The organism is Enterobacter roggenkampii, from assembly GCF_001729805.1.
Taxonomy (GTDB): Bacteria; Pseudomonadota; Gammaproteobacteria; order Enterobacterales; family Enterobacteriaceae; genus Enterobacter; species Enterobacter roggenkampii.
Window position 1 is genome coordinate 3,784,865 of the sequence record NZ_CP017184.1, and the last position, 15,553, is coordinate 3,800,417.

Annotated in this window: 10 protein-coding genes; all 10 read right to left on the minus strand. The window is 57.8% G+C overall.

Translation table 11 applies throughout. The annotated features are described in order from the left end of the window. Nucleotides 1–23: 23 nt before the first annotated feature. On the minus strand, nt 24–1,844 hold the full coding sequence (gene recD, locus BFV67_RS17740) for an exodeoxyribonuclease V subunit alpha (protein WP_023325996.1): 1,821 nt from the start codon (nt 1,842–1,844) through the stop codon (nt 24–26). Further along, entirely contained in the window at nt 1,841–5,383 is a 3,543-nt protein-coding gene (gene recB, locus BFV67_RS17745; protein WP_069598743.1) for an exodeoxyribonuclease V subunit beta, read from the minus strand. Before recB ends, recD begins: the two co-directional genes overlap by 4 nt. After that, nucleotides 5,380–8,262, minus strand: coding sequence for a pitrilysin (gene ptrA / locus BFV67_RS17750; protein WP_069598744.1), 2,883 nt, complete (start codon nt 8,260–8,262; stop codon nt 5,380–5,382). The genes recB and ptrA overlap by 4 nt, the downstream gene beginning before the upstream one ends. 139 nt (nt 8,263–8,401) lie before the next feature. After that, a complete protein-coding gene (gene recC / locus BFV67_RS17755) occupies nt 8,402–11,776 on the minus strand; it encodes an exodeoxyribonuclease V subunit gamma (RefSeq protein WP_069598745.1) in 3,375 nt (1,124 codons plus the stop codon). 12 nt (nt 11,777–11,788) lie between these two features. Continuing rightward, nucleotides 11,789–12,112, minus strand: coding sequence for a prepilin-type N-terminal cleavage/methylation domain-containing protein (locus tag BFV67_RS17760; protein ID WP_008499660.1), 324 nt, complete (start codon nt 12,110–12,112; stop codon nt 11,789–11,791). Further along, nucleotides 12,097–12,498 carry a DUF2509 family protein gene (locus BFV67_RS17765; protein ID WP_021242011.1) on the minus strand — a complete coding sequence of 134 codons (402 nt, stop codon included), beginning with the start codon at nt 12,496–12,498 and terminating at the stop codon, nt 12,097–12,099. Before BFV67_RS17765 ends, BFV67_RS17760 begins: the two co-directional genes overlap by 16 nt. Further along, complete coding sequence (locus tag BFV67_RS17770; protein WP_069598746.1) at nt 12,495–13,055, minus strand: prepilin peptidase-dependent protein; 561 nt, start codon at nt 13,053–13,055, stop codon at nt 12,495–12,497. The genes BFV67_RS17765 and BFV67_RS17770 overlap by 4 nt, the downstream gene beginning before the upstream one ends. After that, entirely contained in the window at nt 13,046–13,510 is a 465-nt protein-coding gene (locus BFV67_RS17775; protein WP_031275138.1) for a prepilin peptidase-dependent protein, read from the minus strand. Before BFV67_RS17775 ends, BFV67_RS17770 begins: the two co-directional genes overlap by 10 nt. A gap of 184 nt (nt 13,511–13,694) precedes the next feature. Then, a complete protein-coding gene (gene thyA / locus BFV67_RS17780; RefSeq protein WP_008499663.1) occupies nt 13,695–14,489 on the minus strand; it encodes a thymidylate synthase in 795 nt (264 codons plus the stop codon). Nucleotides 14,490–14,495: 6 nt separating this feature from the next. After that, on the minus strand, nt 14,496–15,371 hold the full coding sequence (gene lgt, locus BFV67_RS17785; protein WP_008499664.1) for a prolipoprotein diacylglyceryl transferase: 876 nt from the start codon (nt 15,369–15,371) through the stop codon (nt 14,496–14,498). Nucleotides 15,372–15,553: the final 182 nt, after the last annotated feature.

Below are 15,553 nucleotides of genomic sequence, written 5' to 3' on the forward strand. Positions count from 1 at the left end.
CACCGTGCGGCGAGGGCGTTCATTCAGAGGGACTCAAATATCGCGCCCAGCCCGCTTCGGCGTTCCGTGCGGGTGGCAATCGCCTGCACCAGCACGCGTTCATCGGTATACAGCGACAGGCGCTGACGCGCGCGCGTAATGGCGGTATAGATCAGCTCGCGGGTAATGACGGGGGAAAGCTGCGTGGGCAGGATCAGCGCCGCGTGGTTAAACTCGGAGCCCTGGGACTTATGCACCGTCATCGCCCAGGCGGTTTCATGCTCGGGCAAACGGCTGGGCTGGAAAGACTTCACGCTCCCGTCCGGCATCTGGAACCAGACGCGCAGCCCCTGGCCGCAGTCGAGCGCAATCCCGATATCCCCGTTAAACAACCCCAGCGCGCTGTCGTTGCGGGAAATCATCACCGGTCGCCCTTCATACCAGCGCGAGTGCGGGGTGCGGTTTATTTTACGCTTTTGCACCAGCAGCTGTTCCAGCCTGTCGTTCAGGCCCCGGACACCAAAGGGACCTTCCCTCAGCGCACAAAGCAGCTGATATTCACCAAACGCGGCAATGACCTGCTCCGGCGAACGCTGCTGTTGTACGCCCGTCAGAAAGTGCTGATACCCCTGCAGGGCATCATCCAGCATCGCCTGATACTCTTCCCCGGTCTGCAGCGATTTTTTCTCAATATCCGTAAAGGTGCCGTCAAACACCGCAGTGGTTGTTCGCCGGTCGCCCCGGTTCACGGCCGCCGCAAGCTGGCCGATACCGGAATCGCTGCCGAAGCGGTAGCTTTTCTGCAGCAGACACAGGCTGTCGCGCAGCGCTCCTGCAAGCGAATGGTTTTCAGAGGTGAGCGAGCATCCGGTGAGACGGGCTAATTCCTGAGCGCGTTCTGCGGTATAACCCAGGCTGGCATAGGTGCAGATATCGCCCAGCACAGCCCCCGCCTCCACGGAGGCAAGCTGGTCGCGATCGCCCAGGAAAATAACGCGCGCGTGCGGCGGTAGCGCATCAATCAAACGCGACATCATCGTCAGGTCAATCATCGACGCCTCATCCACCACCAGCACATCCAGGTGCAGGGGATTACCGGCATGGTAGCGCAAACGCTGGCTGCCAGGCTGAGCGCCAAGCAAACGGTGCAGCGTGCTGGCTTCGTTGGGGAAAAGCGCCAGCTGCTCCCCGGTAAGCGGCAGCTTTTGCAGCGCGCCGCCTAACGATTCCGTCAGACGCGCCGCGGCTTTACCGGTGGGGGCCGCCAGGCGAATACGGCACTTTTGCTCGCCCGACAACTGAATCAGCGCGGCAAGCAGTTTTGCCACGGTGGTCGTTTTCCCGGTGCCCGGTCCGCCTGAAATCACCGAGATCCGACGCGTTAAGGCCACGGCTGCCGCCACTTTCTGCCAGTCTGTCGCCTCGTCAGAGGAAAACAGCGCATCCAGCGTTTGCCGGAGCTGCGTTTCATCGCAGGGAAGCGGGGCGTTGGTCTCGCTGAAGAAGCGCGCCACCGTCAGTTCGTTACGCCACAGCCGGTTAAGATACAAACGCTCGCCGACCAGAATCATTGGCGTCCCGGTATCGGCTCCGCTCACGGCAGGCGAACCGCGTAGTATCGCCTGCCAGTCCAGTGCGTCACCCAGCAGCGCGAAACACGCCTGTAAAGCCGGAGGCATTTTCTCATCCACCGCCAGACGCGACAGCGGCAGACATACGTGCCCTTCCCCCGCGTCTTTGCTCAGAATCGCGGCGGCAAGCATGACGGCTGGCTCCTCGCCTGCCACCATCATGGCAAACTGCACGTCCAGGTGGCGCAGTAATCGTTGTTCAACCGCGTCCAGCAGTAGCGCCTGCATCGTCATGCCATCTCCTCCGTGCCTGCGGCAAACAGGTTATCCATTTTTTCAATCAGTTCCACAGCCGGACGCGTGCTAAAGACGCCGGAACGCGGGTCGTTGGCATCCACGCCGCGCAGGAACAGGTAAATCACGCCGCCAAAATGCGCGTCGTAACGGTAATCGGCAATACGATGGCGCAGGTAACGGTGCAGCGCCAGGGTATAAAGCTGGTACTGCAGATCGTAGCGATGCAGTTGCATAGCCGACGCCATCGCCTGTTGGGTATAGGCTTCGCTGTTTTCGCCCAGCCAGTTCGACTTGTAATCCAGCAGGTAGTAGCGCCCGTCGTGGCGGAAAACGAGGTCGATAAAGCCTTTTAGCATTCCCTGCACCTGGCGGAAGTTCAGCGGCGGGCATCCGGCGGACAGCGGATCGTACTCGCGGATCAACGCATCAAGCGCCTCGGCCCTGAGCGGGCTGGCGATGGGGAGGTAAAACTCCATCTCCACCTGCTTATCTTTGGTGGTCAACTGGCTAAGCGAGATCCCCTGGGCCGTGAGCGGGGCGTGCAGAACCGCGCGGATCCAGTCGGTGAGAACCGGCTGCCATTGCGCGTCGTAACCACCGCTCTGTAGCATCTTCAGCACCCACTCTTCGGAAACCGGCTGGGTAAAATCCAGCTCTTCAAACAGGCTGTGTAAAAACGTGCCCGGCGAGGCGCCGCGCGGGAACTGGTGCGGCGTCAGCACCGGCTCAGCGGGTACGCTACCGGCGCCTGCGGCATCCACGTCCAGTTTTGGCATCAGATCCTGCGCAATACTCTGCCCGTGCTGCTGTAAGCCAGAGTAGCTGGTCACGCGCCAGTCGTCGGCAATCGTACGTACCACCTGACGGGCATGGAGATCTGACTCGTGCGGCTCCGGCATGTGCCAGCGGCTGTTGTCGGGCAGCGATGGAATATGCAGGGCAACATGCTCAGTACAAAGCGATTCGATGCACTGGCGCAGGCCCGCCGCGTCTTTGGGTTCACCCTGCTGAATAAGCCGCCCCAGCGCGCTCAGATGAAAATCGCTCTCCCCGCTCTTTTCGCCCCGACGCCGGAACAGCGGCGCAACGCCCAGGCTGCAGTGCCAGACCGAGCGGGTCAGCGCCACGTAGAGCAGGCGTAAATCTTCCGCCAGACGTTCGGCCTCTGCCAGCTCAACGCTGGACTCCGCGTTGCTGAGATCGAGCACCGCCTCAAAAGACTCGCGATCGTGGTAAAAAGCCTGATCCTGCACGCGGTAATTGGCGATAAACGGCAGCCAGACCAGCGGATATTCCAGGCCTTTCGACTTGTGGATGGTGACGATCTGCACCAGATGTTTATCACTCTCGAGGCGCATCTGCTGGCTGGATGAATTGCTGTTCGGATCGGCAATCTGCTGCGCCAGCCAGCGCACCAGGGCATGCTCGCTCTCCAGCTGCGTACCCGCCTCCTGCAAGAGTTCGCTGATGTGTAAAATATCGGTCAAACGCCGCTCGCCACCTGCGGTAGCCAGCATATTCTCGGCAATGTGGCGCTGAGCCATGAGCTCGCGCACCATCGCCATCACCCCGCGCTTCTGCCATCTTTCCCGGTAGTGGACAAACTCTTCCACCACCGCATCCCACGCGGCTTCGTCATTGTTGAGCGCATCAATATCGCGCGCGTTCAGTCCGAGCATCGCGCTGGCTAATGCGCTGCGCAATGTACTTTCCCGCTCCGGGGCCAGCACGGCCTGCAGCAGCCATAACATCTCCTGCGCCTCCAGCGTTTCAAAGACGCTGTCGCGGTTCGAGAGGTAGACGGAGGGGATATTCAGTAACGTCAGGGCGTCGCGGATGAATGCGGCCTCCTGACGGCTGCGCACCAGCACCGTAATATCCGATGCCTTTACCGGGGTGGGGTTATCCCCCTTCCACAGCAGCGCCTCGCCTCGCGCTCCCGCACTGAGCCAGTCACGGATTTGCGCAGCACAGTGCTGGGCCATGGCATTTTGATAGTCGGCAACGCCGCAGCCTTCCCCATCCAGCAGCCAGAAGTTCATGGCAGGCTGCGTCACGCCGTTAAACTCGAAGCGCAACGAGGCATTTTTCGGGGCAAATTTTACCGGCTGAAACGGGATCTCACGGAACATAAACGCCGTATCCATGCGGCTAAACAGCGCGTTGACGCTTTCCACCATGCCGGGGGAGGAGCGCCAGTTGGTATCGAGCGTGTAGTGCGCGGCAACCTCGCTGCGGGCCTTCATATAGGTGAAAATATCCGCACCGCGGAAGGCGTAGATGGCCTGTTTCGGATCGCCGATTAACAGCAGCGCGGTGTCGGGCTGCTGGCGCCAGATACGGCGGAAAATGCGGTACTGCTGAGGGTCGGTGTCCTGGAATTCGTCTATCATCGCCACCGGGAAGCGGGTGCGAATCGCGGCGGCAAGCGCTTCGCCATTTTCACTGCACAGCGCCGCATCCAGGCGGCTCAGCATATCGTCGAATCCCAGCTCGCCACGGCGGCGCTTTTCGCGTGCCACGGCTTCACGAATTTCCGTCATGGCGCGAGCGATCATCAGATCGTTGAGCGTAAGGGGCTCCGCCAGCAGGGTTTCAATCGCCACAAACAGGGGATGCTCAGGTACAATGCCGTCGGCTTTGGTCCGCTCAGCCAGGAAACGTTGGGAGAATTTCTCCAGCGCGTCCGGGAGCTGGTAGCCCCGCGTCTCTTCCTGCGCCCAGGCGCTGACCTTGTCGATCCATTTTCCCTGATTGCCACGGTTGAACTTGCGACGATCGATGCCGGAATTTTCGATGATGGCGTCAATCTCGCCGACTGACTCCATCCATTTTTGCTTGATGTCCGCAATTTTCGCGATGATTTTTTCATGCCGCGTGGCCAGGGTTTCATCTGCCGGCGGTGGGGATTTGATGACCGGCGCTTCCCCCTGTAGATAACGATCGATCGCGCGCAGCAGCGCTTCCGGGCCTTTCCAGAGCGCGTGTACCGCTTCGGCAATATCGCGCTGTAAGGGGTAGCAGTGGCGACGCCAGAAATCCGCGCAGGCCTGATAGCGAAGCACGGATTCATCTTCAATGAGCTGCTGTTCGAACAGCATACCGGACTCGAACGCGTTCAGGCTCAGCATGCGCTGGCAAAAACCGTGAATGGTAAAGACGGACGCTTCGTCCATCTGCCGTTCAGCGAGCAGCAGCCACTGGGCTGCCTGCTGCTTATCGGCAATCTCTTCAAGAAGGCTGGCGTAGAGGGGGTTATCCGTGCTCTGACGCAGACAGGCGATGCGCAGCTCGTGGATATTGGTACGAATACGGCCCCGCAGCTCCGCGGTAGCGGCCTCGGTGAAGGTGACCACCAGCAGCTCTTCCACGCTCAAAGGACGTGGAAAAGCGGCGTTGCCGCCAAGGCCTAACAGCAGGCGCAGATAGAGGGCGGCAATGGTGAAGGTTTTTCCCGTTCCCGCTGAGGCTTCAATCAATCGTTCACCCTGCAGAGGTAAACGTAAGGGATCAAGGGACTCAGCGGTATCGGTCATTCTTTCTTACTCCAGGGCATAGATTGCTGCAGCGCGCTGACGCTCTTCCAGACTTTCCAGCCTTTCGGGTTCACGTACTCCGTTTTCCCGTTCTGGCTACCGGAAACCTGAGACAGGATGGTGATTCCCTGCGGCTTAATGACCGCCTGATGGAAGAAGTCGGCAACCTTCTGCGGCGTCAGCTGTTTTATCTCGGCCACTACTTTATCACGCGAATCAAATTTCAGATTACCGCGATCGAAATCTTTGCTCAGCTGCGACGCTTCTTCACCCAGCGTCTGCGGCGGCTGCATCACCTGCGCGATGACGGCCTGCTGGATCTGGGCAAACTCTTCCGGCTTCATGGCACGCAGTTTTGCTTCCACCTGCGGGAAGAAGGCCTGGTAACGCTGCCAGAGATACGCCGGTTGTTTATCGCTGCTTTGCAGCAGGAAACCCAGCCCCCACTGACGACCGACGTTCATGGAAAAGGCAAACACCGCGTAGCCAAGCTGCTCCTCTGTGCGTAACTGGTTATAGAACCACGGCTGAATAATCTGTCCCAGCACGGCGCTCTGCGCTGAACTGGCGAATTCATCATAGCCCGTTGGCACAAAGACCGCGGCCAGCGCGGAATCCGTGCTGTTACCCGCTTTTTCAAAGATTACATTCTGCTTTTTCTCAACCAGCACGTCCTGGTTGCGGCACCACTCGTCGCCTTTAGAGCCGAGCTGAGTGCGAACATTCTGCGCCAGGGTTTTGGCCTGCTCCTCACTCATGTTGCCAACGATCAGGAACTCCGGACGCGTGTTGGTTTTCAGCGCGTCGCGGTACGCCAGCACGTCTTTTAAGGAGATGGAAGGCAGCAGCGCGCGGCGATCCTCACGCTGGAAATAAGGAACCTGCGACAGCATTTGCGCTGGCATAAGCGCCAGATCGTAAGCCTTGCCCTTCTCGGCAGAATCCATCATCTGGGCATACCAGGATTTAGCCTGCTCAAGCTGCTCTTCCGTCGGCGTGTAGCTGAAGTAGCCCTCCAGCAGGGCCTGGAACAGCTGAGGCAAGCGCTGGGTATAGCCGTTTGCATTAAGCATCAAACCGTTATTGGCGTTGGTGGAGAAGCTGATCCCGCCCACGGCGGCCTGGTTGCTGAGCTGATCGAGCGCGATACCGGCGAGATAGTCATTGAGCGCGAACATCACCTGATTTTTGGCGCTGTTCATGGCTTTCGGGTTACGCAGCACCACGCTGACATCGGCCTTTGGCTCGCTGGCGAAATAGCGGCTTGGGGTGTACACGACGCGCAGCGTGGGCTCATCAATGATGAGTTCCGGATGCGGGTAATCTTTCGTCGTTTTGATCAGCGAGAAGTCATCCGGAATATAGGGGTTCAGCTCCGGCAGCTTCAACGCAATCTCCCCGGCCTTCTTCTGCCAGTCGGCGAAGGTCTGGGCGCTGATTTTATCCACCTGATAAGGGGCATCGACAAAGTACGCCGTCTTGTTATGCGGTTCGTTCGGGCTGATGTACCAGATGCGGGCATTCTCCGGCGTCATCATCGCCAGGCGGTCTTTTAACGCCCCGGCATCATACCGGTCGGCAATATTCACCGCGTCGAGGGTATGTTCCACCGGCACGCGGATCATGGTGTCCGCCAGCCACTCCACATAATCCATATCGCGGGTGATGGACGGGTAGCGGAAATCGAGATCCAACACGTGCGCGAGTTCATCAAAATATCGCTTATCGACGCCTTTCTCACGCAGTAAGGAGAGGTAGCTAAAGATAGCCGCTACGACTTCATCACGGTTGGCCTGTCCTTTGTCAGTCAGGGTCGCGGAGATCGCCAGCACGCCGCTATTGCCGTTCACAACCGGATCGGAGTCGGCGCGAATGCCTTCCGCCAGCCCCTGCTTTTGCAGCCAGTCAGACAGCGTACCCGGGCTACGGTTACCAATCAGATAGGTGACCAGCTCATCGGTTTTACTGCGGAACTGTGCCGTGTTGTTATCAATGCGGAATTCCACGCGCAGCACTTTGCGCGGCATGGCAGGAACGTAGTGGATCACGATGCCTTTTTGCGCGTCCGTGACCACCGGAACGGTTATTTGCGGCAGGTCGATATTTTTATTCGGCACCCGGCCAAAGGTTTTGGCCGCCATGGCTGCCAGCTCCGGCAACGGTTTATTGCTGTAGATGACCGCTTTCATCAGGTTGGCGGAGTAGTATTTATCGCGAAACGCGTGCAGGGCATCCAGCACCGGGCTGTTCGGTTTGTCGCTCAAGGTTTCCAGATTACCGCCGGAGAAGCGCGAACCCGGGTGCGCGGGGTTGATGGTTTCGGCGCTGACCTGCGCCATGCGCATACCGTCTCGCGTGCGGGCCATGGTCAGCTCGGCATTCACCGCATTGCGTTCACGATCGGCGTATTTTTTATCCAGCAACGGCGCGGCGATGGAATCGGCAAGGCGATCGACAGCCCCTTCCAGCGCATCATTTTCGACTTCGAGATAAAAGGCCGTGCGGTACGGTGCCGTACTGGCATTGTGGCTGCCGCCATGCATCTTCAGAAATTCGGACAGGCTATCTGGCTGCGGGTATTTTTTTGACCCCATCAGCGTCATATGTTCCAGATAGTGTGCAAGCCCAGGATGAGCGTCAGGATCTTCCAGCGACCCAACCGGCACCACTAATGCCGACAGGGATTTCACCGCCTGCGGGTCGGAAACCAGCAGCACGGTCATCCCGTTATCAAGGCGAATAGCCTGATATTGACGGGTATCTTTTTCGCTCTTACGGATAGTTTCCTGAACGGGTTGCCAACCGGAGTCTGCGTGAGTGACGGGCGCCCAAAGGGCAATAAACAAAACAAACGCTTTAAACAAGGTGCTGCCTGGCATTACGACCTCTTTATCACGGCTACATCATTAACAAACTGCGTGCTGGACACGCCAACATCTCTTTCTTTGGGTACATCAGTCCGTGATAAGAAGTGCATCATAAATGAACACCTTTATCTGCGCAATTTTTATACAGCGCTCAGGACTGATTAAATCTAAACAACGGCAACAGGTAGCGCTGCGCCTCTTCCGTGATCGCCTCAAAGTATTCTGGCTCAAGCGCTCGCCACAAACGCTGATACCAGACATCCTCACCTTCACCCCGCACCATCATGTTTCCTTCATAGGCCTGCATAAACTTACTGCGCGCTTTCTGGAGCGAAGCCTCATCCGTTAACATCGCATCATTCTGCGCGTCATAACAGGCTTTTATCCAGGCGCCGCCACTTTCCGGTAGTAACAGGAGCGGTTTGTTCATTCCCTGACGGTAGCCTTCAATGTACAAAGACAGATAACCTAACGCCTGCTCGGCTTCCATCGGCGGGAAGCGCCATTCGCCCTCTTTGCGCACGAAAATGCGGCTTTCGCCTTTATGCCCACCCGCACTGTAGACAAGATGTTCCAGCCAGAGTTGCAATCCTTGCGAAACGCTTAGCATTGAGGGCCGCCAGCGCAGCAGCCCATCCGGCTGTACCTGGGTTAACCAGCCCGTGAGCTGTACCCCGTTGCAGTTGAGATCAATTTCAATACTTTTCCCCGGCTGTCGGCACGCTCTTACGCGCTCTGCCAGAGCGGTCATCTCCTGGCACTGCGCCTCCCAGACGATCTCCCCAAACGCTCCGTAGGGCAGCTGACCCGCAGCACGGTAGCGACGGTAAAGTTTGTCCGCATCTTCCTCTTCAACCAGCGCATTCAGCAACTGCAGGTTTAACTGGTAGCGCTCCAGACCTTCCAGCGTAAACGGTTCTGCATCAGGAATTTCACTCTCTTCAGAGCGGAAGTTGACCTGCAGTCGCTGCTGGAAGAAGGCGCGCACCGGATGTGCCCAAAACCGCTGAAGCTGCTCGAAGGTCAGGGTGTCGATGGGGCGCGGGTCAAGTTCCTGAATGAAATCAGTATGCGCATTCCCCTCTTTTTTCGCCGCCGGTAACCACTCATGGGCATAGCTCTGGCGCTCGCCGGCAATATAGTTCACCGGGTCAAACGGCATGCGGCTGTGGGAACAGGTGATATGGGCTTTCACCCTCTGCTCGCTTTCATCACAGTTGCGCTCTTCATCTCCCGGCAGGTAGTGGCTCTGGCCGATATAGTCCACCAGCTCCTGCACCAGTACGGAGGGGAAACGCTCGCTGTTGTCCTGAATGGAACGGCCGATATAGCTGATATAGAGCTTGCTCTGCGCGGAAATGAGCGCTTCCAGGAAAAGGTAGCGGTCATCATCGCGGCGGCTACGATCGCCCCGTTTTGGGTTTGCGCTCATCAAGTCGAACCCCAGCGGCGGCAGCGCGCGCGGATACACACCGTCGTTCATGCCAAGCAGGCAGACCACCCTGAACGGGATAGAACGCATGGGCATCAGGGTGCAGATATTGACAGGCCCCGCCAGGAAACGCTGGCTGATTCGCTCCTGGTCAAGCCGCTGCGTCAGCTCATCACGCAACAGCGACAGCGGGATGGCCTCGTGGTAGTGGGAATTCACGCCTTCGTCGATGATGGCCTGCCACTGGGTTTCAATGAGCGCCATCGCCGCTTCGGTGTCATTGTCCGGCAGGAAGAAATCATTGAGTAACGCCCTGCAGACCGGGAGCCATTCTTCAAGTGGACGCGGCTGCAACAGCGCATATCGCCAGCGGTTAAGCTGCATTAATAGCGATGCTAAATGCCCCACCAGTTCAGCAATTAACCCGCTGGACTCATCGTAAGGCAGCACCTCATTCCACTCACCCTGGCTGCTTTCCATCGCGTAGCCCAACAGCATACGCGTCAGGCCAAATCGCCAGGTGTGCTGTCCGGTTGCGGGAAGCTCGAACTCCTGAACGTTATCGTCATCGATCCCCCAGCGCACGCCAGACTCATTCACCCACTGACGAAGGTAGCGCAGACCCTCTTCATTGATGTTGAAGCGTGCGGCCAGCACGGGAACATCCAGCAACGCCAGGACATCTTCGGAGATAAACCGGCTATCCGGCAGTGAAAGCAGAGTGATAAACGCCTGCAATACCGGATGCGACTGGCGGGCACGACGGTCAGATATCGCGTAAGGCAGGTACCGTTCCCCCGTCGCGCTGCCAAAGACGGCCTGAATAAAGGGACTGTAGGTGTCGATATCCGCCACCATCACCACGATATCGCGTGGCGTCAGATCGGGATCTTCCTGCAGCATCGCCAGCAGCTGGTCGTGAAGCACTTCGACCTCACGCTGCGGGCTGTGGCAAACGTGGATCATGACGCTGCGATCGTCAGGATCCAGTTTTCGCTTATTGTCGCTGCGTTCGAACTCGTTCGCCGTCACGCCCATGACGGCGCGGTTTTCCAGATCCAGAATATCTAACTGAATATTATGCAGCAGGCAGTCCGGGGCGATCTCAACAAAGGCATCCACATCACCTTCACCTGAGGAAGTGATGTCTGAAAGCATGTGAATGTAGTCACGCCCCAGCTTCCCCCACGAGGCAAGCAGCGGATTGGGCAGGTTCTGGATACCGTCTTCATCGAAAAGCTGCCCGGCCGTCGAGCCGTCTTTAAACAGCGGGATGGATCGTTCTTCAAAAAGGCGTTTTCGTTGGCGAGTTACCAGCCGTGCAAGCCAGCGTTCGTCGAGAATATCCCCCCAATACTGTCGGCAAGGGTTGGTAAACAAAATATGAATATCAATATGTTTACCCAGCGCATTCAGCGCCTTCAGATAGACAGGGGGTAATGCGGATATCCCGCAGATAAAAACGCGTGACGGCAGTCGGGCCGGGCGTTCCGACGCATTTTCAAGTATCGAGATAAACCGATCGTAGAGATTGGCACGGTGCCACTTAGGCTGGCCCAGTCTCTCGGTATGCTCCACCAGCGCTTTCCACAGCGGGGCCTGCCATATTTGCGCCTCCGGCAGGCCTTCAACCAACTCGCCCGCTTCCCAACGAATTAACCAGTCGGAGCGGTAAACAAGGTATTGGTCGTAGAGATCGGCAGTGCGCGACGCCAGCTGGAACAGCTTGCGCTTGTCGGTATCGTCATTGAGGTAGTGGCGCAGCATGGCAAATTCATCGTGCTGCAGCATTTCCGGCAGCAGCGCCATCAGCTTCCAGCTCATGGCCTGCTTGTTGAAGGCGCTCTGCTCCGGGATATCCGGCAACACGCGGACAAACATCTCCCAGATGAAGCTCGCCGGCAGCGGAAAATCAATATTCGCGGCAATACCAAATTTGCGGGAAAGCGACATTTGCAGCCACTGCGCCATACCGGTGCTCTGCACCAGCACCATTTCAGGCTCAAAAGGATCGTCAAGCCGCTCGCGCTCAACGATAAACTCCATCAGTGCTTCCAGCACATCCAGACGATTTGAGTGGTAGACCCTTAACATAGACGCTCCCGACTACTGGCTAACCGGGCAATGCAGACGCGTTAACTCACCGCGCCGACCCAGAGGAGAAATAAGTGTAACCGTGATGCTGACACATCCTGCGAGCGTTGTCTGCCCCCGACTGGCCTGCCAGCCTGCCGGGAGAACATTTGTTGAGAGCTGAGACTGGTTCCAGGCATGGTGCCAGAGCTGGCGATACTGATTAAACACGGTGAACCGCGCCGCCAGCGCCCGGTGATACCCCGACAGTGCCGTCACGACCACCACCAGCAGCATCATCGCCAGCAGGACCTCAACCATGCTAAACCCTTTTTCTCTGCTCACGGCAGCTGACATAACGCACTCTCCTTAAGGGGGCAAAAATCGCTCCAGCCGTGAGGCGAAAAGCGCACTATCCCGTCGACGATCTCTCCCCTGCGCCAGAGCAGCAGGTCGTTGCCGCCGGCTATCAGCAGTACCCGCGCCTCGCTCAGCTGACGCAAACACACCCGCCATGCCGATGTCGTTTTGCACTGGACTGGTGGCGCTGACGCCCAGCGCTGAACGCGCCCCCACTCAAGCGCGGACTGCACCGTCGCCTGCTGCTGAAGCGAGCGGCTCTCACCGCCGACGAGTGCACTGAACGTTGTGAGCTGCTGATTGAGGCCCGTCAGGATCAAAGTACCGAGCACCAGTAAAAGCAGAACCAGCGCCAGCGAAGATATGCCGCGTTGACGATTCACAGGTTGTACCCCGTGACCGTATACAACGCCTGCCAGGGTTCCCCTTTTTCATCTTTACGCCTCGCGGCCAGTTCGATATTCAGCTCTGGCGCAAAACCGGCATGTTCGACTCTCCTCACCACAAAGTGTGCTATCGTAAGCCTGTCCGGGTCCGTGAGCTTTTCCCACCCTTTTCCTTCACACGACGTCGCGCCACGCAGGGTTTCCAGCGCCCCCGATTCCAGACGAAAACCAGTGCTGTCATTTTCTGACGCGCTGCTATCCCAGTAGCCGTTACTGTTGGCATCCCACCGCGCAATGATGCAGCGCCCCTGCCTGCCGATCGTCAGCGCCTGTCCCTGGCAATTTCCCGCGCAGTACCCCGCACGCTGAAGCTGTTTGCCGAGGGCGAACAGGCGTTGCCAGACCTCTTCTTCCAGCTCTCGCTGGGCAGATTGCAGTAATACCACCCGCTGCAATCCGGGTAAAAAGCGCGATGCGTTTATCAATAACAGGCTGCTGATGGCCGTAGCAATCAGCACTTCAGTAAGCGAAAAGCCGCCCTGTCTCATCGACATTGTCCTCCCTCGGAGACCTTACACATCCTGATGCGCCCTCCGTCTGAAACGATAATCAGCCAGTCTCCGGCACGACTTTGAACGCGTATCCGCCCTGCCCATGCCGTATCCCGTAATCCATAGAACCCCAGCGACGGCGTGACCTCGCCGATCGCGACCTCAGGCCAGAGGGGAATCAGCACAAAGGGGCTGTCCTTCTCACAGCCCTGCACGGCAGAGCTCACCAGACAGTCCCTGTCGCCAACCCGCTGACGGGTAATTTGATGGTCGCGGTTGTGGCGGTTGGCATGGTTGCGCAGAAACAGCAGGTAATCTCGCACCTGACTGGCGGTTTGCCACAACCGCTGATGCCGTTGCCAGCTGTCCCAGCCGTACAGACCTGAAGCGCTGAGGATGACGACAAGCGAAACAGCGACCAGCGTTTCGATAAGCGTAAAACCGTTCTCTTTTTTCATACCGGGAGTGTGGCGAAGCGCCGTGAACATGACGAGCATCGGATTATCGTTTTACGAGGCGTCATCCGCAGAATTGGGAGGGTTGCAGCGCGTTGCACGCCTTCTGGATAGCGCTTCGGGAAACGGGAGAAAGGCGAAAAAAAACCGGCGCTAAACAGCACCGGTTGTGTCAGGCTTTACGGCATCAGATCGCGACAGGCGCTTTGATGCCCGGGTGCGGGTCGTAGCCCTCAATCTCGAAATCTTCAAAGCGGTAGTCGAAGATTGATGCCGGTTTGCGTTTGATGATCAGCTTCGGCAGCGCACGCGGTTCGCGGGTTAGCTGGAGATGCGTCTGTTCCATATGGTTGCTGTAGAGATGGGTATCCCCACCGGTCCAGACGAAATCACCCACTTCCAGGTCGCACTGCTGCGCCATCATATGAACTAACAGCGCATAGCTGGCAATGTTAAACGGCAGGCCGAGGAACACGTCACAGGAGCGCTGGTAGAGCTGGCAGGAGAGCTTGCCGTCAGCGACATAGAACTGGAAGAACGCGTGGCACGGCGCCAGCGCCATTTTATCCAGTTCGCCAACGTTCCAGGCGGAAACGATGATGCGGCGCGAGTCCGGATCGTTTTTCAGCTGGTTCATCACGGTGGTGATCTGGTCAATATGGCGGCCATCAGGCGTTGGCCATGCGCGCCACTGCTTGCCGTAAACGGGGCCCAGGTTGCCGTTCTCGTCTGCCCATTCGTCCCAGATGGAGACGTTATTTTCGTGCAGATACGCAACGTTAGTATCGCCTTGCAGGAACCAGAGCAGTTCATGAATGATCGAGCGCAGGTGGCAGCGCTTTGTCGTCACCAGCGGGAAGCCTTCTTGCAGGTTGAAGCGCATCTGGTGGCCAAAAATGGAGAGCGTACCGGTACCGGTGCGGTCATTTTTCGGCGTGCCCTCATCGAGCACTTTTTTCATCAATTCAAGATACTGTTTCATGGTTCCTCAGGAAAGTTGTTGCTGTGGACGACGACGATACGCCCAAATCATCATAATGGCACCCGCGACGATCATCGGAATGGAGAGGATCTGCCCCATGCTGATGTACTGTACCCACTCGCCGGTAAACTGGGCGTCAGGCTGGCGGAAGAATTCGACGATGATGCGGAACGCGCCATAGCCAATCAGGAACAGCCCGGAAACAGCCCCCATCGGACGTGGCTTGCGGATAAACAGGTTGAGGATGATAAACAGCACCACGCCTTCCAGCGCCAGCTCGTACAGCTGGGACATATGGCGCGGCAGCACGCCGTAGGTATCGAAAATGGACTGCCACTCAGGGTGCGACGGCAACAGCGCCATGTCTTCCGCGCGCGACCCCGGGAACAGCATGGTAAAGGAAACGCTCGGGTCGACACGCCCCCACAGCTCACCGTTGATGAAGTTGCCCAGACGGCCTGCCCCGAGACCAAACGGGATCAGCGGTGCGATGAAATCTGACACCTGGAAGAAGTTGCGTTTGGTGCGTTTGGCAAAAATCACCATCACCAGGATCACCCCAATCAGGCCGCCGTGGAAGGACATGCCGCCGTCCCAGACGCGGAACAGATAGAGAGGGTCATTCAGGAATACCGGGAAGTTATAGAACAGCACATACCCAATACGGCCACCCAGGAACACGCCGAGGAAGCCCGCATACAGCAGGTTTTCAACTTCGTTTTTAGTCCAGCCGCTGCCAGGACGGCTGGCGCGACGGCCAGCGAGCCACATGGCAAAAATGAAGCCCACCAGGTACATCAGACCGTACCAGTGAAGCGAAACAGGTCCTACTGAGAAAATGACCGGATCAAATTCCGGAAAATGCAGATAACCACTGTTCATCTGTCACCACAAGATGTTGTTATTCCGCTGAAAGTGGACAGCGGTAGAAATGCGATTCTGCCGTAAGCAGAGGCTCCAAAGTTGCGAATCATAGCACAAGGCGGGCGCGGAGGATGCGCCCGAGATGTAAAAGATGTGTATAGGGTTTTATGCGCGCTGGTGCCCTCTCCCACAGGGAGAGG